Origin of the sequence: Micromonospora sp. DT229, assembly GCF_049844505.1 — a bacterium.
In the GTDB taxonomy this organism is placed as follows: domain Bacteria; phylum Actinomycetota; class Actinomycetes; order Mycobacteriales; family Micromonosporaceae; genus Micromonospora.
Genome location: NZ_JBNCLD010000016.1, coordinates 1 through 23914, shown reverse-complemented (window position 1 = coordinate 23914; position 23914 = coordinate 1). Strand labels below are relative to the sequence as shown.

General features: G+C 71.5%; 21 protein-coding genes and 2 tRNA genes. 19 read left to right on the top strand and 4 right to left on the bottom strand.

Annotated elements, in window-relative coordinates:
• The first annotated feature begins 74 nt into the window (after positions 1-74).
• The 11 genes from ACLQ2T_RS22105 (at position 75) to ACLQ2T_RS22055 (ending at position 13654) form a co-directional block, all read left to right on the top strand.
• On the top strand, positions 75-1118 hold the full coding sequence (locus ACLQ2T_RS22105; RefSeq protein ID WP_425768259.1) for a substrate-binding domain-containing protein: 1044 nt from the start codon (positions 75-77) through the stop codon (positions 1116-1118).
• A gap of 56 nt (positions 1119-1174) precedes the next feature.
• Positions 1175-2350 carry a Gfo/Idh/MocA family protein gene (locus ACLQ2T_RS22100; protein ID WP_425768337.1) on the top strand — a complete coding sequence of 392 codons (1176 nt, stop codon included), beginning with the start codon at positions 1175-1177 and terminating at the stop codon, positions 2348-2350.
• Positions 2351-2816: 466 nt separating this feature from the next.
• A complete protein-coding gene (locus ACLQ2T_RS22095) occupies positions 2817-3965 on the top strand; it encodes an inositol-3-phosphate synthase (RefSeq protein WP_425768258.1) in 1149 nt (382 codons plus the stop codon).
• Complete coding sequence (locus ACLQ2T_RS22090) at positions 3962-4924, top strand: SCO3242 family prenyltransferase (RefSeq protein WP_425768257.1); 963 nt, start codon at positions 3962-3964, stop codon at positions 4922-4924. Before ACLQ2T_RS22095 ends, ACLQ2T_RS22090 begins: the two co-directional genes overlap by 4 nt.
• Positions 4921-6003, top strand: a complete 1083-nt coding sequence (locus tag ACLQ2T_RS22085) for a sugar phosphate isomerase/epimerase family protein (protein WP_425768256.1) — start codon at positions 4921-4923, stop codon at positions 6001-6003. Before ACLQ2T_RS22090 ends, ACLQ2T_RS22085 begins: the two co-directional genes overlap by 4 nt.
• 86 nt (positions 6004-6089) lie before the next feature.
• On the top strand, positions 6090-6707 hold the full coding sequence (locus ACLQ2T_RS22080) for an EboA domain-containing protein (protein ID WP_425768255.1): 618 nt from the start codon (positions 6090-6092) through the stop codon (positions 6705-6707).
• Positions 6707-7558, top strand: coding sequence for a TatD family hydrolase (locus tag ACLQ2T_RS22075; protein WP_425768254.1), 852 nt, complete (start codon positions 6707-6709; stop codon positions 7556-7558). The genes ACLQ2T_RS22080 and ACLQ2T_RS22075 overlap by 1 nt, the downstream gene beginning before the upstream one ends.
• Positions 7558-8745: a metabolite traffic protein EboE gene (gene eboE / locus ACLQ2T_RS22070; RefSeq protein ID WP_425768253.1), complete on the top strand. Its 1188-nt coding sequence runs from the start codon at positions 7558-7560 to the stop codon at positions 8743-8745. The genes ACLQ2T_RS22075 and eboE overlap by 1 nt, the downstream gene beginning before the upstream one ends.
• Positions 8742-10130, top strand: coding sequence for an alkaline phosphatase family protein (locus ACLQ2T_RS22065; protein WP_425768252.1), 1389 nt, complete (start codon positions 8742-8744; stop codon positions 10128-10130). Before eboE ends, ACLQ2T_RS22065 begins: the two co-directional genes overlap by 4 nt.
• 130 nt (positions 10131-10260) lie before the next feature.
• Complete coding sequence (locus ACLQ2T_RS22060) at positions 10261-12372, top strand: ThuA domain-containing protein (protein WP_425768251.1); 2112 nt, start codon at positions 10261-10263, stop codon at positions 12370-12372.
• Positions 12373-12646: 274 nt separating this feature from the next.
• Positions 12647-13654, top strand: coding sequence for a sugar phosphate isomerase/epimerase family protein (locus tag ACLQ2T_RS22055; RefSeq protein WP_425768250.1), 1008 nt, complete (start codon positions 12647-12649; stop codon positions 13652-13654).
• A gap of 98 nt (positions 13655-13752) precedes the next feature.
• On the opposite strand, the gene ACLQ2T_RS22050 is transcribed toward ACLQ2T_RS22055, so the two are convergent.
• Both ACLQ2T_RS22050 and ACLQ2T_RS22045 read right to left on the bottom strand, forming a co-directional pair.
• Positions 13753-14931: an ROK family transcriptional regulator gene (locus ACLQ2T_RS22050; protein WP_425768249.1), complete on the bottom strand. Its 1179-nt coding sequence runs from the start codon at positions 14929-14931 to the stop codon at positions 13753-13755.
• A 139-nt stretch (positions 14932-15070) separates the two neighbouring features.
• Positions 15071-15478, bottom strand: coding sequence for a hypothetical protein (locus ACLQ2T_RS22045; protein ID WP_425768248.1), 408 nt, complete (start codon positions 15476-15478; stop codon positions 15071-15073).
• Positions 15479-15750: 272 nt separating this feature from the next.
• Here ACLQ2T_RS22045 and ACLQ2T_RS22040 point away from each other — a divergent pair.
• Both ACLQ2T_RS22040 and ACLQ2T_RS22035 read left to right on the top strand, forming a co-directional pair.
• Positions 15751-15823: transfer RNA gene (locus ACLQ2T_RS22040), tRNA-Asn, on the top strand.
• A 246-nt stretch (positions 15824-16069) separates the two neighbouring features.
• Positions 16070-16143: transfer RNA gene (locus ACLQ2T_RS22035), tRNA-Ile, on the top strand.
• Positions 16144-16597: 454 nt separating this feature from the next.
• Here the strand turns inward: ACLQ2T_RS22035 and ACLQ2T_RS22030 are convergent.
• Positions 16598-17239, bottom strand: coding sequence for a response regulator (locus tag ACLQ2T_RS22030; RefSeq protein ID WP_425768336.1), 642 nt, complete (start codon positions 17237-17239; stop codon positions 16598-16600).
• A gap of 17 nt (positions 17240-17256) precedes the next feature.
• A complete protein-coding gene (locus ACLQ2T_RS22025; protein ID WP_425768247.1) occupies positions 17257-18402 on the bottom strand; it encodes a sensor histidine kinase in 1146 nt (381 codons plus the stop codon).
• 189 nt (positions 18403-18591) lie between these two features.
• Between ACLQ2T_RS22025 and ACLQ2T_RS22020 the strand changes: the two genes are divergently transcribed.
• From ACLQ2T_RS22020 to ACLQ2T_RS21995, 6 genes are all read left to right on the top strand, one after another.
• Positions 18592-19326, top strand: a complete 735-nt coding sequence (locus ACLQ2T_RS22020; RefSeq protein WP_425768246.1) for an ABC transporter ATP-binding protein — start codon at positions 18592-18594, stop codon at positions 19324-19326.
• The gene (locus tag ACLQ2T_RS22015; RefSeq protein ID WP_425768245.1) at positions 19326-21233 is read left to right on the top strand and encodes an FtsX-like permease family protein; all 1908 of its coding nucleotides are present in this window, start codon (positions 19326-19328) and stop codon (positions 21231-21233) included. The genes ACLQ2T_RS22020 and ACLQ2T_RS22015 overlap by 1 nt, the downstream gene beginning before the upstream one ends.
• Positions 21234-21415: 182 nt before the next feature.
• A complete protein-coding gene (locus ACLQ2T_RS22010) occupies positions 21416-21832 on the top strand; it encodes a hypothetical protein (protein WP_425768244.1) in 417 nt (138 codons plus the stop codon).
• 204 nt (positions 21833-22036) lie between these two features.
• Positions 22037-22525, top strand: a complete 489-nt coding sequence (locus ACLQ2T_RS22005) for a hypothetical protein (protein WP_425768243.1) — start codon at positions 22037-22039, stop codon at positions 22523-22525.
• A 407-nt stretch (positions 22526-22932) separates the two neighbouring features.
• Complete coding sequence (locus ACLQ2T_RS22000) at positions 22933-23217, top strand: type II toxin-antitoxin system Phd/YefM family antitoxin (protein WP_425768242.1); 285 nt, start codon at positions 22933-22935, stop codon at positions 23215-23217.
• Complete coding sequence (locus ACLQ2T_RS21995) at positions 23217-23528, top strand: type II toxin-antitoxin system RelE family toxin (protein WP_425768241.1); 312 nt, start codon at positions 23217-23219, stop codon at positions 23526-23528. The genes ACLQ2T_RS22000 and ACLQ2T_RS21995 overlap by 1 nt, the downstream gene beginning before the upstream one ends.
• The last annotated feature ends 386 nt before the right edge of the window (positions 23529-23914 follow it).

The window sequence follows — 23914 nt, the reverse complement described above, 5'->3', positions numbered from 1 at the left end:
CATCGGCACTTCGACGGTGGCCGGGACCCGCACACCCCAGATCCCTCTCCACCACAGATAACCAGGAGGTCGTGATGACCCAGCACAGTCGCCGCCGGCTGCTCTTCGGCGGGGCGGCCGTCGGAGCCGGCGTACTGCTGGCCGGCTGCACCAGCAACGAACAGGCCACCCCGACCGAGGCCCAGACCAAGGCGGCCGAGGGCGGCGGCAACGCCGAGCCCGGCAAGAAGGTGACCATCGGCTTCTCCGCCCCGGCCGCCGACCACGGCTGGATCGCCGCGATCACCAACAACGCCAGGGCGCAGGCGGCCGCGTACTCCGATGTGGAGTTCAAGACGGTCGAGGCCGGCGCGGATGCGGCGGCCCAGCGGGCGGCGCTGGACACGTTGATCTCGCAGAAGCCGGACGTGATCGTGCTGCTGCCGCACGACGGCAAGGAACTGAACTCCTTCGGCCTGGCGGCCATGCAGGCCGGTATCCCGGTGGTCAACCTGGACCGGGCCTTCCCGGACGCCAAGGCGTACCGGTTGCAGATCAAGGGCGACAACTACGGCATGGGTGTCTCCGCCGCCACCTTCATCGTCGAGCAGCTCAAGGCCAAGGGCGTGAGCAACCCGGTGATCGCCGAGATCGCCGGCATGGACGAGCTGGAGCTGACCCAGGAGCGTACCCAGGGCTTCAACGACACCCTGGCCCAGCACGGCTTCAAGGTGGCCAACCGGCGGGCGGCCCGGTTCACGGTCGACTCCGGCCAGCAGGAGACGAGCCAGCTGCTCCAGGCCCTGCCGAAGATCGACGCGATCTGGAACCACGACGACGACCAGGGCATCGGTGTGCTGGCGGCGATCAGCCAGGCCAACCGCAGCGAGTTCTTCATGGTCGGCGGCGCCGGCTCGAAGAAGGCGATGGAGGACATCCAGGCCGACAACACCGTGCTCAAGGCCACGGTGACCTACAGCCCGTCGATGGCCTCCTCGGCCATCTCGCTGGCGCGGCTGATCGGCCAGGAGCGGGGCATGTCCGACCTGGTGGAACTCCAGGTGCCCAAGGAGATCATCCTCGCCTCCGAAACGATCACCAAGGAGAACGCGAGCAACTACCTCAAGCTCGGGTTCTGACACGACCGGGGGGAGACCCAACCTTGTCCACGAACGACAAAGAACTGCGGGTCGGCATGGTCGGCTACGCGTTCATGGGCGCCGCCCACTCACAGGCGTGGCGCACCGTGAACCGGGTGTTCGACCTGCCGGCGCGGGCCCGGATGGCGCTGATCTGCGGCCGGGACGCCGGGAAGGTGGCCGAGGCCGCCGACCGGCTCGGCTGGGACGAGCACACCACGGACTGGCGGGAGTTGGTGGCCCGACCGGACATCGACGTGGTGGACATCTGCACACCGGGTGACAGTCACGCCGAGATCGCCCTGGCCGCGCTGGCCGCCGGCAAGCACGTACTGTGCGAGAAGCCGTTGGCCAACACGGTCGCCGAGGCTCAGGAGATGGCCGCCGCGGCGGCCACCGCCCGGGCCGGCGGGGCACGCTCGATGTGCGGGTTCAACTATCGACGGGTACCCGCTGTGGCGCTGATGCGCCAACTGGTCGCCGAGGGGCGGCTCGGCGAGATCCGGCACGTACGGGCCAGCTACCTGCAGGACTGGATCGTGGACCCGCAGTTCCCGCTGGTCTGGCGGCTGCGCAAGGAGGTGTCCGGCTCCGGCGCGCTGGGTGACATCGGGGCACACATCATCGACCTCACCCAGTACGTCACCGGGCAGCAGATCGCCGGTGTCAGCGCGGTGACGGAGACCTTCGTCAAGCAGCGTCCGCTGCCGAGCGAGTCCAGCGGATTGGCGGCCCAGACCGACGGCGGCAACGTCGCCACCGGACCGGTCACCGTCGACGACGCGGCGATCTTCGTCGCCCGTCTGAACGGCGGGGCACTGGCCACCTACGAGGCGACCCGGTTCGCCACCGGACGCAAGAACGCCCTCCGGGTGGAGATCAACGGGTCGCTCGGCACGGTCGCCTTCGACCTGGAACGACTCAACGAGCTGGAGTACTACGACGCGACGCGACCCGCCGCCGAGCAGGGCTTCAGCCGGATCCTGGTGACCGAGGGCGAGCACCCGTACCTGTCGGCCTGGTGGCCGCCGGGACACATCATCGGGTACGAGCACTCCTTCACCCACCAGATGCGCGACTTCATCGAGGCGGTGGCGACCGGGGCCGACCCCAGTCCGTCGTTCGCCGAGGCGTTGCAGGTGCAGCTGGTGCTGGACGCGGTGGTCCGGTCGGCCGAGGCGGGGTCGGCGTGGACCACCGTGGAGCCGGCGTTGGCGACGGCCACCCTCTAGAGCCACCCTCTAGAGCCACCTTCGGTACCCGACCGGCGAGGGCCGGCCGCGGTTGCGCCCCGCGGCCGGAACGGGTCGGGTACCGGAGATCGTGCCGACGGGCCGCCCGGCCCGGTGGCACGAGCAATGCGGTTCCTCCGGAGCGGCCGGACCGGGATTCCCCGGCCGCACCGGAGGGCCGCCGCCCGACCATCCACCCCCGACGAGCCCCAGGAACCCCCGGGGCTCCCACCCAGGATTTCTCACCTCGTCGTCCGGCTGGTCGCCTTGCCATGCGTACCAGCCGGACGCAGGCAGGCAGCGGTGAGACGCCGACCGCCGCCGCCTGCCAGCCCCGTCCGTCCGTACCGCTCCGCGTCGCCGGACCGGTGGTGACGCCGCCGACGTCGGCGCCGGCCGGTGACACGCACCGGAGCGGACGGCGGACGGGGCGCAACACACGGTGCAACGACCGGGAAGGAGCACCATGCGTACGGGTGTCTGGCTGGTGGGAGCGCGCGGCTCGGTCGCGACCACCAGCATCGTGGGGGCGCTCGCGCTGCGGGCCGGGCTGACCGCCCCTACCGGGTGCGTCACCGAACTGCCCGCGGTGGGCGGTCCCGCCCTGCCGGCCTTCTCCGACCTGGTCTTCGGCGGACACGACGTGGTCGCCACCCCGCTGGCCAAGCGGGCCGAGGCGCTGGCCGCAGCCGGGGTGCTGCCCGCCCGCCTGGTCGCCGCGCTGCCCGAGGAACTCGCCGCGGTCGAGCAGGAGTTGCGTCCCGCCCCCACCGAGGGCAGCCAGGCCGACCGGGCCGCCGCGATGGTCCGGGACCTCACCGAGTTCCGCGACCGGCACCGGCTGGCCCGGGTCGTGGTGATCAACGTGGCCGCCACCGAACCGGCCCCCGAGCCGCACCCCGCCCACGCCGACCCGGCCGCGCTGAGAGTCGCCCTGACCGGCCCCGAGGAGGTGCTGCCGCCCAGCTCCCTGTACGGGTACGCGGCCGTGACGGCCGGCTGCCCGTATGTCGACTTCACCCCGTCGACCGGGTTGCGGCTGCCGGGGCTGGGCGCGTTGGCCGAACAGCACCGGGTGCCGTACGCCGGGCATGACGGCAAGACCGGGGAGACCCTGCTCAAGTCCGTACTGGCCCCGATGTTCGCGATGCGCAACCTCCAGGTGCGCTCCTGGTCCGGGGTCAACCTGCTGGGCGGGGGAGACGGGGCCACCCTGGCCGACCCGGCCGCCAACGCCGCCAAGGTACGCAGCAAGCAGCGGGTGCTCGGCGAGACCCTGGGCTACCTGCCGCAGGGGGACACCCGCATCGACTACGTCGAGGAACTCGGCGACTTCAAGACCGCCTGGGATCTGATCACCTTCGCCGGGTTCCTGGGCACCGGTATGCGGCTGGAGTTCACCTGGCACGGCTGTGACTCGGCGTTGGCCGCCCCCCTCGTGCTGGACCTGGCCCGGCTCACCGCCGCCGCGCACGCCGCCGGGCGTACCGGGCCCCTGACCGAGTTGGCCTTCTTCTTCAAGGACCCCCTGGGCGAGGGCACCCACTCGCTGGCCGACCAGTGGACCCGGCTGTGTGAGTTCGCCCGGGGACTGCACTCAGGAGGCACCCGATGACCCGCATGGCCGACCTCCTGGAACTGGTCCGGGCCCCGGCCGCCCTCTCGGTGCCCGGGGACGTGGTCGCCGGTGCCGTCGCAGCCGGTGCACTCGGTCCGCGTACGCCCGCTCTGGCGACCGCCTCGGTGCTGCTCTACTGGGCCGGCATGGCCGCCAACGACTGGGCCGACCGGGGGTTGGACGCGGTCGAACGCCCGGAGCGGCCCATCCCCAGCGGACGGGTCAGTCCCGGCTTGGCGGTCGGCCTGGCCGCCGGTCTGACCGCCGCGGGCGTCGGGCTCGCCGCAGCCGCCGGGGGACGTCGCGCCGCCGCCGTCGCCGTGCCGCTGGCCGCCACCATCTGGGGGTACGACCTGCTCGCCAAGAACACCGCCGCCGGTCCCGCCGTGATGGCCGCCTGCCGAGGGCTGGACGTGTTGCTCGGTGCCGCCGGTGGCCGTCCGGTCCGGGCCCTGCCGGCGGCGGTGACCGTGGCCGCACACACCTGGACGGTCACCGCCCTGTCCCGACGCGAGGTCGACGGCGCCGACAGGGCGCTGCCGTTGCGTACCCTCGCCGGCACCGCCCTGGTCGCGGCGAGCGCCGCGGTACCGCCCGGCCCGCGTTCCGCAGACCCCGCTGCCCGGCGGGCGCCCGGCCACCGCGAGGAGTGCTTCGGTGCCGGCCAGTGCGGCAAGCGCTTCGGAGCCGGCCGCCGTGCTGCCGGGGCCGTCGCTGCGGCGCTGCCGGCCGTCCTCGCCGGGTGGTACGCCGCCCGCTACGGTGCCGCGCAGGCCCGGGTGGTCGCCGAACCCACCGCCGGTCGGGTGCGCCGGGCCGTCGGTGCCGGCATCACCAGCCTGCCCGCCCTGCAGGGCGCCCTGACCGCCCGGGCCGGAGCCGGTCTGCTCGGGGTGGCCGTGGCGGCGGCGGCACCGCTGGGCCGACGGCTGGCCCGGAAGGTCTCCCCGACATGACCGCCCCCGCCTCCGGTGCTTCCGACGGCCTGCGCTTCGGGTACGGCACGAACGGCTTCGCCAACCACCGGCTCGACGACGCCCTGGCGGTCATAGCCGACCTGGGTTACGTCGGGGTGGCGCTGACCCTGGACCACGACCACCTCGACCCCTTCGCCCCGGAACTGGCCCGGCGGGTGGATGCCGTCCGGCGTCGACTGGCCGAACTCGGCCTGGCCGTGGTGATCGAGACCGGGGCGCGCTACCTGCTGGACCGGTGGCACAAGCACGCCCCGACCCTGCTGCACGACGACGCCGCGCTGCGGGTGGAGTTCCTGCGCCGGGCCGTGACCATCGGCGCCGACCTGGGTGCCGAGGCGGTCTCCTTCTGGGCCGGGGTACGCCCCGAAGCGGTCCCGCCGACCCTGGCCTGGGACCGGTTGCTGGCCGGCTGCACCAGTGTGGTCGAGGCGGCCGACCGGGCCGGGGTGACGCTGGGCTTCGAGCCCGAGCCGGGCATGCTGGTCGAGGACATCGCCGACTGGCGTCGGCTGTACGCGGATCTGGGCGCACCGGCCTGCCTGGGCATCACCCTGGACATCGGACACTGCCGCTGCCTGGAGTCGCTGCCCGTGCCCGACTGTGTCCGCGAGGTCGGCGCGCACCTGGTCAACGTGCAGATCGACGACATGCGCCGGGGGGTGCACGAGCACCTGGAGTTCGGCCAGGGTGAGATCGACTTCCCGCCGGTGCTGGCGGCCCTACGCGAGGTCGACTACCGGGGCCTGGTCGCGGTCGAGCTACCCCGCCACTCCCACGCCGCACCCGCGGTAGCCGCCCGATCCCTGGACCACCTCCGCCTGGCCTCCGCCGCCTCCGCCGCCTCCGCCGCGCCGCCGACAGCCTCGGCCGCACCGGTCGCCTCGGCCGGATCGGCGGCCGGCGCAGCGGAGCGGGTCGACCCGCCGGAGGACCTTCCTACGCAGCCCCTTTGCTCTGCTTCAACGGACGCATCACTGGCGTCCGATATCCGGACAGCCACCGCTGCGTGGATTGAAGCAGAGCAAAGGGCGCGCGGGGACGACACGGACCTGCGGTGAACGAGGTGGAACGGCAGGGCACGAACCAGCCGGAACGCGAGCCAGGCCTGACAACAGATGGCATGGAGAAAGGGGTGAGGACGGCGATGAGATCGGACGACCTGCGGGCGGCCCTGCGGGGCCTACCTGATCCGGACTGGCTGACGGCGGCCCTGCACGGTGTCGCGGCACAGCCCTCGACGATCACCAGGTTCTTCCCGGCGGTCGGTCGGCGCTGCGGCCGGGCCGAGCTGCCCGACCTGCCCGGCTGGACCGCCGACGAGGCGGCCCGGGCCCTGCTGCTGGCGTACCTGCCGGCCGAGCACGCCACCCACGCCGAGGCGCTCTACCGCACCGGGGACGCCGCCGAGAAGCGGGCCGTGCTCAAGGCCCTGCCACTGCTGCCGATCGGCACGGCCGGGATACCGCTGCTGCACGACGCCCTGCGTACCAACGACACCCGGCTGATCGCCGCCGCCCTGGGCCCGTACGCGACGCACCTGGACGCGCCGACCTGGCGGCAGGCGGTGCTCAAGTGCGTCTTCACCGGGGTACCGCTGGCCGTGGTGGCCGACCTCGACACCCGCGCCGACGGGGAACTGGCGGTGATGCTGGCCGGACTCGCCGCCGAACGGCAGGCCGCCGGCCGCACCATGCCCGAGGACGCCACGGCGCTGCTGGACCGGCTGACCGCCGGCAGCCGACCGCACCACAGGGAGGCGTGATGCGCATCTTCGACCCGCACATCCACATGACGTCCCGCACCACGGACGACTACGAGCGGATGGCCGCCGCCGGGGTACGGGCACTTGTGGAGCCGGCCTTCTGGCTGGGCCAGCCCCGCACCAATGTCGGATCCTTCACGGACTACTTCGACTCCCTGGTCGGCTGGGAACCCTTCCGGGCCGGACAGTTCGGGATACGTCACCACGCCACGGTCGCGCTCAACCCCAAGGAGGCCAACGACCCGCGCTGTCGGCCGGTGCTCGACGTGCTGCCCCGCTACCTGGAGAAGGACGGGGTGGTCGCGGTCGGCGAGATCGGGTACGACTCGATGACCCCGGAGGAGGACGCGGCCTTCGCCGCCCAACTTGCCCTGGCCGTGGCGCATGACCTGCCGGCCCTGGTGCACACCCCGCACCGGGACAAGGTCCGGGGGGTGGAGCGCACCCTGGCCGTGGTCGCCGAGTCCGGCATCGACCCGGGGCGGGTAGTGGTCGACCACCTCAACGAGGTGACCGTGAAGCAGGTCCGGGACACCGGCTGCTGGCTGGGCTTCTCCATCTATCCGGACACCAAGATGTCCCCGCCCCGGATGGTGGAACTGCTCAAGGCGTACGGCACCGAGCGGATGCTGGTCAACTCCGCCGCCGACTGGGGCCGCTCGGACCCGCTGCTGACCCGAGCCACCGGGGACGCGATGCTGGCCGCCGGATTCACCGACGACGACGTGGACCGGGTGCTCTGGCGTAACCCGGTCGAGTTCTACGGGCAGTCGGGTCGGCTGGACCTGCGCGACGAGGACGACGCGGAGCAGACCTTCGCCGGCAACTCGATCCTGCGCGGCGGCAGCTGATGCGACTACGACATGCCGGCGGGCGCACCGTACACCTGGGCTACTGCACCAATGTGCACCCCGCCGAGGAGTTCGCCGGCATCCTCGCCCAACTGGACCGCTACGCGGTGCCGGTCCGCGCGGCCCTCGGCGCCGACCTGCTCGGCCTGGGCCTGTGGCTGGCCGCCCCGGTCGCCGCCGAACTGGCCGCCGACCCGCAGGCCCGTCGCCGGTTGCGCACCGAGTTGACCGTACGCGGGCTGGAAGTGGTCACCCTCAACGGTTTCCCGTACGCGGCCTTCCAGGCGCCCGTGGTCAAGGGGGCGGTCTATCAGCCGGACTGGACCACCCGGCAGCGGCTGGACCACACCCTGAACCTGGCCCGGGTGCTGGCCGACCTGCTGCCCGAGGACGCCGCCCGGGGCTCGATCTCCACCCTGCCGCTGGCCTGGCGTACCCCCTGGGACGGTGCCCGGGCCGAGCAGGCCCGGCGGCGGCTGGACCAGCTTGCCGCCGGGCTGGCCGCCGTCGAACGGGACACCGGCCGCACCATCCGGGTGGGGTTCGAGCCGGAGCCCGGCTGCGTGATCGAGAGCAGCGCCCAGGCCGTGACGGCCTTGTCCGGGACGGACCCCGAGCGGCTGGGGGTCTGCCTGGACCTGGCCCATCTAGCCTGTGCCTGGGAGGAGCCGACCGCCGCCCTCGACCGGTTGGCCACGGCCGGGGTGCCGGTGGTGAAGGTGCAGGTGTCGGCCGCGCTGGAGGCGACCGACCCGGCCGCCGACCCGGCAGCGTTGCGCCGCTGGGTCGAGCCGCGTTTTCTGCACCAGACCCGTACCGCCGGCTGTGCCGGCGCCCACGACCCGGCGGACCCCCGGTGGGCCGCCGACGACCTGGACCTGGCCCTCGACGCCGGGCTGCCCGGCCCGTGGCGGGTGCACTACCACGTACCGCTGCACGCCCCACCCGAACCGCCGCTGGAGGCGACCCTGCCGGTGCTGCGCGCCGCCCTGGCCGCACTCTTCACCGCAGCCGACGCGGGCTGCGACCACCTGGACGTCGAGACGTACACCTGGGGGGTGCTGCCGGCCGCGCGGCGCCCGGACACCGACGCGGAGCTGGCCGCCGGGATCGCCGCCGAGCTGGCCTTCGCCCGCGACGAACTGGTCGCCCTCGGGCTGACCCCGACCGAAACGGTATCGGCATGAGTCGCAAACTTCTGGTGCTGGACGTGGTGGGGCTGACCCCGCGTCTGCTGGCCCACATGCCCCGGCTGCGCGCGGTGGCCGACACCGGGTTCCGCGCCGAGCTGGGTACGGTGCTGCCGGCGGTGACCTGCTCGGTGCAGTCGACCTTCCTCACCGGTGCCCTGCCGACCGAACACGGCATCGTCGGCAACGGCTGGTACTTCCGCGATCTCGGTGAGGTGCTGCTCTGGCGGCAGCACAACGCCCTGGTGGGCGGGGACAAGATCTGGCAGGCCGCCCGGCGGGTACGCGGCGACTACACCGTGGCCAACGTCTGCTGGTGGTACGCGATGGGCGCGGACGTGGACTGGACTGTCACCCCACGCCCGATCTACTACGCCGACGGCCGCAAGGAGCCGGACTGCTACACCGACCCGCCGCAGCTGCACGACGAGCTGACCGCCCGGCTGGGCACCTTCCCGCTGTTCACCTACTGGGGGCCGGGAGCGGGGCTGCCCTCGTCGAGCTGGATCTGCCGGGCCGCCGAGCAGATCCTCACCGAACACTCTCCCGACCTGACCCTGGTCTACGTGCCGCACCTGGACTACGACCTGCAACGCTTCGGCCCGTCCTCGCCGCAGGCCGCCGCCGCGGCGACCGAACTGGACGGGGTGCTGGCCCCCCTGCTGGACGCCGCACAGGCCCGGGACACGACCGTGGTGGTGCTCTCCGAGTACGGCATCACCGAGGTCTCCCGCCCGGTGGACGTCAACCGGCTGCTGCGCGCCGAAGGGCTGCTGCGGGTGCACACCCAGGCCGGCATGGAGTACCTGGACCCCTGGACCTCCCGGGCCTTCGCGGTCGCCGACCACCAGATCGCCCACGTCTACGTACGCGACCCGGCGGACCTGGCGGCGGTGGCGAAGCTCTGCGCCGGGCTGCCCGGGGTGGCCGAGGTGCTCGACGCCGAGGGTAAGGCGGCGCACGGGCTGGACCACCCCCGCGCCGGTGAGCTGGTGCTGGTGGCCGAGCCGGACGCCTGGTTCACCTACTACTACTGGCTGGACGACAACCTGGCCCCGGACTTCGCCCGGCTGGTCGAGATCCACCGCAAACCCGGGTACGACCCGGCGGAGCTGTTCTTCGACCCGGCCGCTCCCGGCGCGGCGAAGGGCCGGGCAGCCGCCGCGTTGGCGCGCAAGAAGCTGGGCCTGCGGTACATGATGAGTGTGGTCGGGCTGGACGCCGGGGCGCGGGCGGTGCGGGGCTCACACGGGCGGTTGCCGGCCGACCCGGCCGACGGTCCGGTGCTGCTCTGCTCCGACCCTTCCCTGGCCCGGGAGCGCTTCGCCGCCACGGAGGTGAAGGGGCTGCTGTTGGAGCTTGCCGGGTTGGGGAGGCCCTGACCGCCCGCATTGGCGCCAACTTCCGCTTCATTCTGCGAAAGTCGATCCGTCGTCGGCGGAAGGCATGGACTCATCGACGAATGCCACTTAGTGTCGTAGCTGGTGCCGACCGGATCGTTGGGAGAGCCACATGCGCAGACTCCGCCCCGTCCTCGGCGTGGCCGTCACCGCCATCGCCGTTCTCGCCTGCACCACCCCGGCCACCCCGGCCAGCGCCGCCGACACCCCGTACGACGTGCTGGTGTTCTCCAAGACGGCCGGCTTCCGGCACGACTCCATCGCCGTGGGCACCCAGACCATCCGCGACCTGGGCGCGGCGAACAGCTTCACGGTGACCGCCACCGAGGACGCCGGTGTCTTCACCACCGGCAACCTCGCCCAGTACGAGGCCGTGGTCTTCCTCAACACCACCGGCGACGTGCTCAACGCCAGCCAGCAGACCGCCTTCGAGTCGTACATCGGTTCCGGTGGCGGCTACGTCGGTGTGCACGCCGCCGCCGACACCGAGTACGGCTGGCCCTTCTACGGCAACCTGGTCGGGGCGTACTTCCGCTCCCACCCGGCCATTGCGCAGGCCACCGTACGGGTGGAGAACCGGGCCCACGCGGCCACCGCCCACCTGCCGCAGACCTGGACCCGCACCGACGAGTGGTACGACTTCCAGGCCAATCCTCGTCCGGGTGCCCGCGTCCTGGCCAACCTCGACGAGTCGTCGTACTCCGGTGGGGTGATGGGGGCCGACCATCCGATCGCCTGGTGCAAGACGTACACCGGGGGCCGGTCCTTCTACACCGGGGCCGGGCACACCCAGGCCTCGTACGCCGAGCCGGCCTTCCGGGCGCACCTGCTCGGCGGCATCCGGTACGCGGCCGGCCGCACCAAGGCCGACTGCCGGGCCGAGACCGGCTACACCACCCTCTACAACGGTTCGACCACCGGCTGGTCCCAGGCGGGGCCGGGCGGTTTCACCAACTCCGACGCCACCCTGACCTCCACCGGCGGGATGGGCCTGTACTGGTACAGCGCCAAGCAGTTCACCAACTACTCCCTCAAGCTGGACTGGCGACTCGCCGGAGACGACAACTCCGGAGTGTTCATCGGCTTCCCGCCGTCGAGCGACCCGAACTCGGCCGTCGACAACGGCTACGAGGTGCAGATCGACAGCACCGACGCCGCCGACCGCACCACCGGCGCGGTGTACGGGTTCAAGTCCGCCGACCTGGCCGCCCGCGACGCCGCGCTGAACCCGCCGGGGGAGTGGAACACCTACGAACTGCTGGTGGAGGGAGAACGCCTCCAGGTGTTCCTCAACGGGGTGAAGATCAACGACTTCACCAACACCGACCCGGTCCGCTCCCTCGCCGGCCACATCGGCATCCAGAATCACGGCACCGGCGACGAGGTCTCCTTCCGCAACATCCGGATCAAGGAACTGGGCGGCACGAACCCACCGCCGGGCGGCAACACGACCGTGCAGGCCGAGGCGTACAACTCGGCCAACGGGGTGACCGTGGTCGGTAAGACCGGCGCCAACGGCGGCCAGGTGCTGGGCTACATCGACCCGGGCGACTGGGCGGCGTACGCCAACCTGGACCTGACCGGGGTCACCTCGCTGCGGGCCCGGATCGCCTCCGCCGGCCCCGGCGGGACCATCCAGGTGCGTACCGGCTCGACCACCGGCACCGTTCTCGGCTCGGTGGCGGTACCGAACACCGGAAGTTGGAACACCTTCACCGACGTCAGCGCCACCCTGTCGAACGTGCCGAGCGGTACCCGCACCGTCTACCTGACCTTCACCGGCTCGGGCGGCAGCCTGTTCGACATCGACGACTTCACCCTGGTCCGGGGCGGCGGCACCGGTGGCACCGGCCCGATCACCGGGCTGGGCGGCAAGTGCCTGGACGTGCGCAACGGCTCCTCGGCGGACGGCACTCAGGTCCAGATCCTCACCTGCAACGGCAGCGCGGCGCAGACCTGGACGGTGACACCGAACTCGACCATCCGCGCCCTGGGCAAGTGCCTGGACGTCAACGGCGGCGCCGCCGCGGACGGCACGAAGATCCAACTGTGGACCTGCAACGGCGGCGGCGCGCAGAACTGGTCGGCGCAGTCGAACGGCACCCTGCGTAACCCGCAGTCGGGCAAGTGCCTGGACGTGTCGAACAACAGCTCCGCCGACGGTCAGGCGGTGCACCTGTGGACCTGCCACACCAACGCCAACCAGCGCTGGACCCTCCCGTAACGATGTAAGGAAGGGCACCTTGTTAACGCCTGGCGTGGTACAGGGGCCCCCTCTTAACACGGGCGAGCGCCAGGGCCTTTTGCGTCGCGGGTGACGGGCCTAGAGTGAAAGACGGCGACCGTGAGGTGGCCGGTGAGTCGACGGGAGGCGCAACCCGTCGGCCCCAGGCGTGACAACGCCCACCGGCACCCCCTCGGGGCCGTCGACTCCGGCATCCCTCGCCCCGGTCACGCAGGTACGGAATCCCCATCACCACGACAGGGGAAAAGGACTGATGGCGCGACCGATCACGCTGTTCACCGGCCAGTGGGCCGACCTTCCGTTCGACGAGGTGTGCCGGCTCGCCGCCGAGTGGGGCTACGACGGTCTGGAGCTGGCCTGCTGGGGCGACCACTTCGAGGTCGACAAGGCCCTCGCCGACGACTCGTACATCGAGCGCAAGCGGGAGACTCTGGCCAAGCACAACCTCCAGGTCTTCACGATCTCCAACCACCTGGTCGGCCAGGCGGTCTGCGATCACCCGATCGACGAGCGGCACCAGGGCATCCTGCCCGCCCGGCTCTGGGGCGACGGTGAGCCCGAAGGGGTACGCCAGCGGGCCGCCGAGGAGATCAAGGACACCGCCCGGGCGGCGGCCAAGCTCGGCGTCAACACCGTCGTCGGCTTCACCGGCTCGTCGATCTGGCACACCCTGGCGATGTTCCCCCCGGTGCCGCCCTCGATGATCGAACGCGGCTACCAGGACTTCGCCGACCGGTGGAACCCGATCCTCGACGTCTTCGACGAGGTGGGGGTGCGATTCGCCCACGAGGTGCACCCCAGTGAGATCGCCTACGACTACTACACCACCAAGCGGACCCTGGAGGCGATCGACCACCGGCCCGCCTTCGGCCTGAACTGGGACCCCTCGCACTTCGTCTGGCAGGAGCTGGACCCGGTCAACTTCATCTTCGACTTCGCCGACCGGATCTACCACGTCGACTGCAAGGACGCCAAGGTGCGTACCGGCGACGGGCGACGCGGCCGACTCGCCTCGCACCTGCCCTGGGCGGACCTGCGGCGCGGCTGGGACTTCGTCTCCACCGGCCACGGTGATGTGCCGTGGGAGGACTGCTTCCGGGCCCTCAACGCGATCGGCTACGACGGCCCGATCTCGATCGAGTGGGAGGACGCCGGGATGGACCGCCTGGTCGGTGCCCCCGAGGCCCTCCAGTTCGTCCGCCGGCTCGCCTTCGACGCCCCCTCCGCCGCCTTCGACGCGGCGTTCAGCAGCAAGGACTGAGCAGATCCCCTGAGGGCCCGGCGACCACCGGGCCCTTCCGGGGGTACGCCGACCAGGCCTGACGGGGAAGGGTCGCACCGGCACCCGTGCCGACGCCCTCAGCCCGAGGTGAAGACGTACTCGCTGGCCAACCGGGCCGCACCGACCAGGGCGGCCCGGTCCGCCAGGTCGGAGAGCACCACCGGCATGGTGCCGGTGGCCAGCGGCGCCGACCGGCGGTAGACCACCCCCCGGATCTCGGAGAGCAGAATGTGCCCGAGACCCTCCGGTGCCCCGCCGATCACCACGATGCCCGGGTTGAAGAAACTGACCAGACCGACGAGCACCCGCCCCACCCGGCGGGCCGCGTCACGGACCAGCGCCTGAGCGGCCGGATCACCGGCCGTCGCGGCCGAGGCGATGTCCGGCACGGTCAGGGTGCCCGCCTCGGCCAGGCGGGTCGCCAGCAGCTCCGACCGGCCACCGCGAGCAGCCGCCGACGCCGCCCGGATCAGCCCCGCGTCACCGCAGTACGCCTCCAGGCAGCCGAACTCGCCGCACCCGCAGACCGGCCCGTCCTCACCCAGCGGCAGGTGGGCGATGTCACCGGCGCTGCTGGTGGCGCCCCGGTAGAGGGAACCACTGAGCACCAGACCGCAGCCGATCGCCGTACCCAGCTTCAGGTACAGGAAGTCGTCGAAGGTCCGGCCGATGCCGGCATGCTGTTCCCCGAGGGCGAGGACGTTCGCGTCGTTGTCGACCAACGCCGGGCAGCCCAGTTCGGTGGCGAAGGCGTCCCGGACCGGGAAGCGCTGCCAGCCGGGCAGCACGGCCGGCGCGACCGAGGTGCCACCGTTGACCGGCCCGGGTAGCGCGATGCCGACCCCGGTGAGTTCGGCGACGCCGAGTTCGGCACGAAGCTTCTCGACCAGTTCGACGGCGCGGGCGATCACCGGCTCCGGCCCGCCCCGCACCTGCGCGGGCTCAGCGGTCTCGGCCAGCACGTTGAGCTCACCATCGGTCAAGGCCACACTGATCCGGTCGGCGGCCACGACGACGCTGGCGAACCGCACCCGGGCCGCCAGACGCAGCAACGAGGACCGGCGTCCACCACGGGAGGCGGCCAGCCCGGCGGTCTCGACCAGCCCGCGGGCGACCAGGCGGTCCAACTCGGCGGTGAGGGTCGAGCGGGAAAGGCCCAGGATGTCGCCCAACTCCACCCGGGAGCGGGGGCCCTCGTCGCGCAGCAGTCTGACCAGACTCGCCTGCTGTGGGTTCTCTGGTCGGACGAGCGTCATCACCAACACCTCCCGCCCGAAGTCTTCCATGTGGGTGTTTCGGGCCTGTGGCCCAGCCGACCCGCAGCAGATCCGCCGGAGGCACGCAGCAGCCGGGCCCGACCACCACATGGGTGATCGGGCCCGGCTGGATATGTCGCTACAGGTTGGTGCCGTTGGTGCCGGAGGGCTTGCTGCGAGCCGTGGTCGAGGTCGTCGAACCGGTGCTCGACGAACTGGTGCTCGACGAACCGGTGGTCGACCCCGACGGGTTGGTGCTGGACTTGGCGCCAGCCGTGGCCGGCGTGCCCGCGAAGGCAGCGTCGGACTCGTGCTTGCCGTTCGGGCTCAGCTTCTCACCCAGCTTCGAGTGGCCGAGCTTGTCCTTACCCTCGTTGTAGAGCCGGCTGGCCTGGGCCTGGGCGACCCCGGCCGCCTCCTGGACGGTCGGGTGGTCGAGCACCTTGCGGCCCTGGACCATCAACTCCTCGTACTTCTCACGGCCGGCACGGGCGCCCAGGACGAACCCTGCAGCCAGCCCGCCAAGGAACATGATCTTTCCGCGCATGGCGGCTCCTCTCGTACCTGACGCGCCGTCGACCCACCCCCGATCCGGGCGGGGCCGACCAGTTCGCGCCTGCGTCCTGTCGTCGGCAGCTAACTACCCATCCTGCTCTCTGCTCATACCTCCTTGTGCCCCGATGGCGATTTGTCCCACACAATCCGATCGGTGCGCCCCGCTGATCGTGAGGGTAACCCCCTGGACCAAGACCCCCCGGAGTCCTGTACTCTTGTGCCCGGCGCACGGCGCGGAGAGATCCGCATCGGGCGGCGGTGCAGTCCCCCGTAGCTCAATTGGCAGAGCAGCCGGCTGTTAACCGGCAGGTTTTTGGTTCGAGTCCAAACGGGGGAGCTTGCTCTCCAGCACGACATGCCCACCGGCAACCCGGTGGGCATTCGCCGTTTCCAGGCCGAGATGTCCGCTACCAGGGCGCCAGCTGCATCGACCGTGCTGGTGGGGCCGGTGGGCGGGGCGGGCTCAGATTTGCCGGCCGCCCGCTGTATTCTCGCGTTGCCCATCGTGCTGCTGAGGCGGAGGGCGACGCCGGCATGAGCGGCCGGTGATCGACAGGGGCGGGATGACTCCGGCCCCGGTGCCGGGGCGGTAGCTCAGCCGGTTAGAGCAGGGGACTCATAATCCCTCGGTCGCGGGTTCGAGTCCCGCCCGCCCCACTCCTCCCCCAGGTCAGCGGCCCTTTTCGGGGCCGCTTTGCCGTGATCGGGACCGGTACAGCAGCACCCGTGGATCCACCGCCAGGTCGACCAGGGACGAGACGCAGGCCCACCCGATCCGGCCACGAGCCCGTGGTGATCGTGCCCTCCTGTGCAGCCCGAGCAACGCCGCCGCGCTGCGCAGGTCGATGGCGGAGCTTGAGAAGGGCGATGCGGCCGAGCGGGGCCTGATCGACCCGGCCACCGTCCGGGACGTCGCATGAGGCTGGTCTTCACCGCAACGGCGTGGAGCCAGTATCTCAGCCACACGTACCGGGAACTGGTCAAGCGCATCAACGACCTCATCACGGATGTGATGCCCAACGGGTACAGTTCCACGCCCCCGACGCACGCGGCACCCGCGGTCCCGGCCGATCCGATGGCACGCCTGACAGGCGTGATCGATCCCGTTCGGTCAACCGCGAAGGTAGGTGAGAACGGCGGACACCCGGCGGTCCGAGTGCGGGTCGAGCGGGAGCTTGGCGAAGATGTTGCCGATGTGCTTGCGCACCGCGGCCTCGCTGACGAACAGCTTGCCGGCAATCGCGTGGTTGGTGTGGCCTTCGGCCATGAGCGCCAGCACCTCCCGTTCGCGTTCGGTGAGGCCGGCGAGCGGACCGTCGGTGTGCCGGCGGACGACGAGCTGGCGGACGACCTCGGCGTCGATGACCGTGCCGCCCGCGGCGACACGGTCGACGCTGTCGAGGAAGTCGCGTACGTGGCCGACCCGGTCCTTGAGCAGATAGCCGATGCCGCCGCCGGGGGCGGAGTCGAGCAGATCGCCGACGTAGGCGTCGGCGACATAGGCGGACAGCAGCAGGATCGCGATGCCGGGATGGGCGGCTCGGATGGTGGCCGCCGCGCGCAGGCCCTCGTCGGTGTGGGTGGGTGGCATGCGAATGTCGGTGACGACGAGGTCGGGGCGGCAGTTGGCCGCGTACGTGAGCAGGGCCGGCGCGTCTGCGACGGCCGCGACGATGTCGTGGCCAGCGCGTTCGAGGATTCGCACCAACCCTTCGCGGAGCAGGGCCGCGTCCTCGGCGACCACGATGCGCAGTGCCTTCGGCGGCGGCGTCAGTGAATTGGGCACGTCATCCTCACCTGGGTCGGGCCGCCGGCGGGGCTGGTGATTTGCAGGTCGCCGTCGAGGGCGTCGAGCCGGGCGCGCAGTCCGGCGAGGCCGGTGCCGGCCTGCGGGTCAGCGCCGCCGACGCCGTCGTCGACCACCGAGACGATCAGTGCGTGGTCCTCGGTCCACGCGTGCACCTGTGCCGATCGGGCCCGGGCGTGGCGGGCGACGTTGGTGAGGTTTTCGCTGACGAAGAAGTAGGCCGCGGCCTCGACGGCCGGGGGGAGCCGGCCGTCGAGGGCGAGATCGAGGTGGACCGGGACCGGTGACCGACCGGCGATCTCGTGCACGGCCGCGGCCAGACCATGGTCGGTCAGTACCTGGGGGTGGATGCCCCGGATCGTGGTGCGCAGGTCGGCGAGGGCCTGCTCGGCCTGCTGATGGGCCTCGCGCACGAGGTCGAGGCCGGGGCTGTCGGTCAGGTCCAGTTCGGCGCTGCCCAGTGTCATGGTCAGCGCGACGAGGCGCTGTTGGACGCCGTCGTGGAGATCGCGCTCGATCCGGCGGCGTTCGGTTTCGAACGCGTCGACCAGCCCGCTTCGGGAGCGGCGCAGCTGCTGGATCGCTTCGGCCAGTTGGGCTTCGGGCGGGTCCAGCAGGTGCCGCACCAGGGCCGCCTGGCCGCAGGCCAGCGCGGTGACCGCGTACGCCAGCAGGACGAGTGTGAGGATGCCGGCGGGCACCGCCAACCACGCCTCACCGGTGTTGTCCACCCGCCACCCGGCGACCTCGAGCATGTCGTGACGGACCAGCACCGGAGCGAGGATCAGCACGACCGGAGCCGTCAGCAGCACCACCACCGCGGCGTCCACGAGCCAGAACAGCGTCACCAGCAGGACCGTGACGCCCGTCTCCGGCCAGGCCACGCGGCCATGTTCCGGATCGCGCGGCGCGGGTAACCGGCTCACCGGCCGCCCGGGAAAGATCAGCCGGAGCCGGCGCCGCTCGCCTGCGGCGGCGAGGTGCGCGAGCGTCGGAAGGCCGGCGAGCACGAACAGTCCCGCGACCACCACGATCGTGGCCACGCCCACTGTGAGTACCACGAGCAGAAGGATCAGCCAGCCGAGACCGACGGGCACGGTGGTGGCCACGTACGCGAGTGAGCGCCACGGCCACACCGACGCCAGAAACCGCGTGGGGCGTCCCCGTACGGCTGTCCAGGCATCATTCACGTGCCCAACCCTACGGTTCGCACCGGCCGGGCGGGGTAGCGTGCGCGCTACCCCCGAAGTCGCGTCGAAGCCCGTGTGGTGGGCCGCGCCGGCAGGTGTGCTGAGGGCATGAACCAGGCATCCCCGGCGGCCGTCACGCTCGACGGCCTCACCCGCTCCTACCGCTCGCGCGCCGGCACGGTGCATGCGCTGCGCGGCGTCACCCATGTGTTCCAACGCGGCACGTTCACCGCGATCATGGGACCGTCCGGCTCCGGAAAATCCACCCTGCTGCAGCTCGCCGCGGGCCTCGACCGGCCGACCGGCGGGCGGGTGCTCGTCGGCGACACTCAGCTCGACAAGCTGGACGAGACCGCGCTGACCCGCTTCCGGCGCACGTCGATGGCGTTCGTCTTCCAGTCCTACAACCTTCTCGACGCGCTCACCGCGTTCGAAAACGTCGCGCTTCCCGCCCGCCTGGCCGGACGCCGTGTCGACCCGGCCGCCGTGCAGACCGCCCTGGCTCACGTCGGCCTTGCCGAACACGCCAGGCGCCGGCCATCGGAGCTGTCCGGCGGCCAGCAACAGCGGGTCGCGATCGCCCGGGCGCTGCACGGTCGGCCCGACGTCCTGTTCGCCGATGAACCCACCGGCGCCCTGGACCGCGGCACCGGACGAGACGTGCTGGAACTCCTGCGCTCGCTGGCCGACGGCGGCCAGAGCGTCGTCATGGTGACCCACGATCCACTGGCTGCCTCGTACGCGGACGCGGTGTTGTTCCTCGCCGACGGGCAGATCGTCGGTCACCTCACGCACGCCGACGCTGGTCAGATCGCCGCGACGATGACCGACTTGGAGCGATGATGCTGACTTTGAGCCGGCAGACCGTGCGCAGCTCATGGCGCGGCTATCTGGGCGCCTTCGTCGCGCTGCTGTTCGGCGTCGTCCTGATCGCCGTCACCGTGACGCTCCTCGGGAGCGTCGACGCCACCGGCGGCCGGCCCGGCGTCACCGCCGACCAGCGCGCCCAACTCGACGACCTGGCCGCGGTGTTCGGGATGATGTCGGCGATCTCGGCGTTCATGGCGCTGTTCGTGGTCAGCAGCACGTTCGGCTTCGTCGTGGCCGGCCGTCGGCGCGAGCTCGGCCTGCTGCGCCTGGTCGGCGCGACGCCAGGGCAGGTGCGCCGGCTTCTGCTGGGCGAGTCCCTCGTCGTCGCGGCCGCGGCCACCACGGTTGGCGGTCTGCTCGGCACGGCGCTGGCCCCCGCCGTTCTCTGGCTGGTGGAGGCCATCGGGATCACCACGCTCGACCTTCGGGCGCCGCGCCCGTGGATCGCCTGGGCGGTCGCCGTGCCCACCGGTGCCGTGATCGCGCTCCTCGGGGTCTGGCGATCCTCGCGCCGCGCCGCCCGGATCGCCCCGAGCGCCGCCCTGCGGGAGGCGACGATCGAACGAACCCGGCCGAGCGTTCTCCAGCTCGCCGTCGCGACGCTGTGCTTCGGCGTCCTGGTGGTCGTCGTCGCCGCCGACATGCCGCCGCTGTTCGCCCTGATCGCCTCCATCCTGCTGCCCGCGGTGGTCGTGATTGGCCTGATGAGCATCGGCCACGCCGTCACCCCGCGGCTCGCCGCCCTGCTCGCCCGCCCGTTCGTCGCCCGGGACGTCACGGCCCGGATGGCCCGCGACGAGGTGCGTGCGGCCGCCCGCACCACCGCCGCGGTCGCCGCCCCGGTCGTGGCCATCTCCGCCATCGCCGGGTCGCTGCTGCTGTCCCTCAGCTTCACCGCCGACTGGACGAACGCGCAGGACCGGGCCTGGCTGCGCGCACCGCTCGTCGTCGAGGCGGACAGTCCGGCCGCAGCGGCGGCGGTCGCGTCCGACAAGGCCGTCGCGATCGCCGACGTACGCCGGCAGGGCATGCTCCAGCGTGACGAGGAGGGCCGTCCCGGCGTGCGTAATCAGGTCGAGATCCTCGACCCCGTCACCGCCTCCGCCGCCCGGGGCCTGACCGCCACCCGCGGCACCCTCGACGACTTCCAGGGACGCGTGGTGGCGGTCACCGCCTCAGGGGTCATCGACGCCGGCGTCGGCCTGGGCGGCACTCTCCCGGTCTGGATCGCCGGCGAGCGGGTCCCGTTGCGGGTCGTCGCCGTCGTCCCCGACGCACCCGACCTGTACGGCGATCTCGTCGTCCCGGCCGGCCTGTTCCCGCCCGCAAGCGAACGTGCCACCGGGACGGTCTTCGTCCTACCGCGCGCCGACGCCGCCGCGGCGCGCGTCTCCCTCCAGCGCACCCTCGGCGGCACCAACAGCCGGATCCTCGACTCCGGCGACTGGATTGACGCCACCACGGCCCAGAGCCGCCAGGCCAACAACCTCAGCCTCACCATCCTGCTCGGACCGGCCGGCCTCTACGCCGCCATCGCGATCGTCAACGCCACCCTCATCGGCGGATCCCAGCGGCGCCGGCAACGCGACCTGGTCCAGTTCCTCGGCGCGACCCCCGACCAGGTCCGGCGAGCAGCCAGCTGGCAGGCCGTCCTCGTCTGCGGCACCGGCCTGCTCCTGGGCGGTGCCACCACCGTGCTGCTCGGCTGGCTCGTACGCCGCGCCATCACCGCCGACCTGGTCGGCATCGCCGTGCCCATCACGATCCCATGGCTCCCGCTGCTCGGCATCGGCGTCACCTGCCTGCTGCTCACCGTGGCCGCAGCAGCGGCCGGTATCCGTACGCGCAAGGCTCCACATCTAGCCGGGAACGCGCCATGAGCGATGCGCGAGCGACGGGTCTGACGGCGTTCCTGCTGATCTCGTTCGGTGCTGCCTGGGCTGGGAGGCGGTGGCCGTCACCGGACGGCGCGCAGTGGATCGAGGCGTACCGGCACTGGACGAACGGATGATCCTCGTGGCGAGGGGGACCAACGGTCAGTGAGTACCAGTACTACGAGTTCGTGGCGGTCGACCGGCCGTTGACCTCGGGGGAGCAGCGTGAGTTGCGGGCGTTGTCGACGCGGGCGCGGATCACCTCGTCGAGTTGCGTCAACGACTACCAGTGGGGTGACCTGAAGGGCGACCCGCTGGAGTGGATGCAGCGGTACTTCGACGCGTTCCTCAACGAGCAGTACGCGATCATGATCGCCCGGGACTGGAACGTTCCCGCCTCCGGGGCCGGCTACGTCACCCGGTTCCACGTCGACCAGGAGTTCGCCGCCCGCTACCCCGTCCGGCAGGTCGGCGGCCGCGACATCCTTGAGCTGTGGGTGCCGGCCGAGGAACTCGACGAGTTCAACCGGCACATCGTCGGGCTCGTACACCATCGTGGGTTGGGGCCGGGGGACGGCGTGCCCATGCCGGCGCAGGAACGGTGACGGACGGTCATCGCGCCGGTCGTTGATCCACGAGTGGTGGTCGGGCGGACGGTGTCCGTGGCGCCGTTGCTGGTCGCGGATCGGATCAATCTGCGGCTGCGGCGGGTGACCGGCGCCGCCCCGGATCGCGGCGCGCCGGGAGCCGTGCCGGGAAGCCGCCACTGACCTGCATCGATGCGACAGTCGACCGTAGGTTGCGTGGGCATGAGACTCAAACTCGCCCTTGCCGTCGCGACCGCGGCGCTGGCGTCCGTCATCGTCCTCCCGGCCGCCGCCCTTGCCGCACCGGACAGCCTGGCCTGCGCTGCGGCGGGCAGCTACAGCCGTGTCGTCGGCGGCACGCCGACGACCTTCTGGCTGGTCGGCTCCGTAAGCACCTATCGGTACTGGCACGTCGTCGAGGCCACCTCCGACAACTACCAGCGCAGCTACGTCGCGCGGTGTAGCGGCGACACGATCGTCACCGCCACGGATCTGGCCGTGACCGCCACCGGCGGCGATCGCTGCGGCAGCACCTCAACCAGCGTGTACCAGTACGTCGGCGCACGGACCGGCCTCCAGCCGAATCCGGGTTGGCCCGGGTTCTCCCTGGAGTACGAGTACCACTACTGGCACGTGAAGCGCTGGGTATGGTCCGGATTCTTCGGGTACTGGACCTACGACCACTCAGAACTCGCTCGCTGCCTCGTCTGAGGTCGGCTGACACGGGGGCCTGCGGCAGGGCTTCACCGTGCAGGAAGAGACGCCCCACGGCTGTTCCTACGGGTCGCCAAGGCCCAGCGGCGTCCGATGCGAAATCCGACTGCCCGCGGCCTCCTGACGGTGCCCGCCCGAGGCTCATCGGCCTGGCACCCTCGGGCTGCCCAACCTGAGTGGAAGCGGCTCGCCGACGATCGTCGCACTGCGGTTCGCATGGTGGCACCTTCGGCCCACCTCAGACGGATACCCAAACGGAGGGGCCAGCGCGGCGAAGCCGCAGGCCACGGTCGATATCTCGGATGCTCATCGCGGCTCGACTCCGCAACCCTGGACAGCTCGCCGCCTCCAGAGCCGGGCGAAGAACGTGGCCAGAATTCTGACCAGTCGTTAGAATGGCCGCTATGGAGACCATTCCGATCACGGAGGCCAAGGCCCGGATCGCCGAGCTTGCCGACCGGGTCGCTCGGGAGCACGATCACTTCACGATCACCAGGAACGGCCGCGCCGACGTGATGCTGATCTCGGTCGCCGAGTACGAGTCGATGCGGGAGACGCTCGACCTGCTCTCCGACGATGAGGCCCTCGCGGATCTGCGCCAGTCGCGGGAGGATTTCGCGGCCGGCGACACGTTCTCGATGGACGAGGTTCGCACCGAGCTGGAACGGCGTCGCGGTAGGGCGGCCTGATGCCGTCGCAAGGCGGGCGGCGGGACGACACGGGCGAGGCGACCAGCCCGTACACGGTGATGTTCTCCCGGCAGGCCCGCCGCAACCTGCACGAGGACCTGCCGCTGGAGGTCGCGGTCGCGGCGACAGAGACCATCCAGCACGCGATCTCGGTCAACCCCTATCGGGCGGGCAAACCACTCGACGAGCCCTTCGACGGCTTCCACTCCGCCCGCCGTGGCACGTACCGGGTCATCTACCGGATCAACGAGGCCAAGCGTGTCGTGGAGATCCACTCGATCCGCCACCGGCGCGACGCCTACCGCTTCTAGGGCCACGTCTGGAATCGCGCTTCATCGGGCTGGCCTGCCCGTCCCCAGCGCTAGCGGGCCACCGGCGACGGTCGGCCACCTGGCCAGGTCGTCCTCGAAGAGGTCCGCGTATCCGATCTACGACTCCATATCCAGACCCAGCGAGCCCGGCAGGCTGCCTATGAAGTCGGCGCGTTCGGGTTCCGCTGCGGCAACACGCTCCAGTGCCTCACGGAACTCTCGGTGTTCGCCCACTGTCATCTGGCCGAGCAGGTATGCGATCTCTTCCAGCGCGTTCAGTGCCGCTCGCTCCGCATCCGCAGTCGGCCCGACTGGGGTTGACCCGGCTTGACGGACAGGGTCGATAAGTTGATCTCACGCTACCTTGCTGGTTGACCTGCGGGAAT

Coding starts and splice junctions, on each gene's coding strand:
- ACLQ2T_RS22105 (WP_425768259.1), top strand. CDS start 75: ATGACCCAGCACAGTCGCCGCCGGCTGCTCTTCGGCGGGGCGGCCGTC.
- ACLQ2T_RS22100 (WP_425768337.1), top strand. CDS start 1,175: ATGGTCGGCTACGCGTTCATGGGCGCCGCCCACTCACAGGCGTGGCGC.
- ACLQ2T_RS22095 (WP_425768258.1), top strand. CDS start 2,817: ATGCGTACGGGTGTCTGGCTGGTGGGAGCGCGCGGCTCGGTCGCGACC.
- ACLQ2T_RS22090 (WP_425768257.1), top strand. CDS start 3,962: ATGACCCGCATGGCCGACCTCCTGGAACTGGTCCGGGCCCCGGCCGCC.
- ACLQ2T_RS22085 (WP_425768256.1), top strand. CDS start 4,921: ATGACCGCCCCCGCCTCCGGTGCTTCCGACGGCCTGCGCTTCGGGTAC.
- ACLQ2T_RS22080 (WP_425768255.1), top strand. CDS start 6,090: ATGAGATCGGACGACCTGCGGGCGGCCCTGCGGGGCCTACCTGATCCG.
- ACLQ2T_RS22075 (WP_425768254.1), top strand. CDS start 6,707: ATGCGCATCTTCGACCCGCACATCCACATGACGTCCCGCACCACGGAC.
- eboE (WP_425768253.1), top strand. CDS start 7,558: ATGCGACTACGACATGCCGGCGGGCGCACCGTACACCTGGGCTACTGC.
- ACLQ2T_RS22065 (WP_425768252.1), top strand. CDS start 8,742: ATGAGTCGCAAACTTCTGGTGCTGGACGTGGTGGGGCTGACCCCGCGT.
- ACLQ2T_RS22060 (WP_425768251.1), top strand. CDS start 10,261: ATGCGCAGACTCCGCCCCGTCCTCGGCGTGGCCGTCACCGCCATCGCC.
- ACLQ2T_RS22055 (WP_425768250.1), top strand. CDS start 12,647: ATGGCGCGACCGATCACGCTGTTCACCGGCCAGTGGGCCGACCTTCCG.
- ACLQ2T_RS22050 (WP_425768249.1), bottom strand. CDS start 14,931: ATGACGCTCGTCCGACCAGAGAACCCACAGCAGGCGAGTCTGGTCAGA.
- ACLQ2T_RS22045 (WP_425768248.1), bottom strand. CDS start 15,478: ATGCGCGGAAAGATCATGTTCCTTGGCGGGCTGGCTGCAGGGTTCGTC.
- ACLQ2T_RS22020 (WP_425768246.1), top strand. CDS start 18,592: ATGAACCAGGCATCCCCGGCGGCCGTCACGCTCGACGGCCTCACCCGC.
- ACLQ2T_RS22015 (WP_425768245.1), top strand. CDS start 19,326: ATGCTGACTTTGAGCCGGCAGACCGTGCGCAGCTCATGGCGCGGCTAT.
- ACLQ2T_RS22005 (WP_425768243.1), top strand. CDS start 22,037: ATGAGACTCAAACTCGCCCTTGCCGTCGCGACCGCGGCGCTGGCGTCC.
- ACLQ2T_RS22000 (WP_425768242.1), top strand. CDS start 22,933: ATGGAGACCATTCCGATCACGGAGGCCAAGGCCCGGATCGCCGAGCTT.
- ACLQ2T_RS21995 (WP_425768241.1), top strand. CDS start 23,217: ATGCCGTCGCAAGGCGGGCGGCGGGACGACACGGGCGAGGCGACCAGC.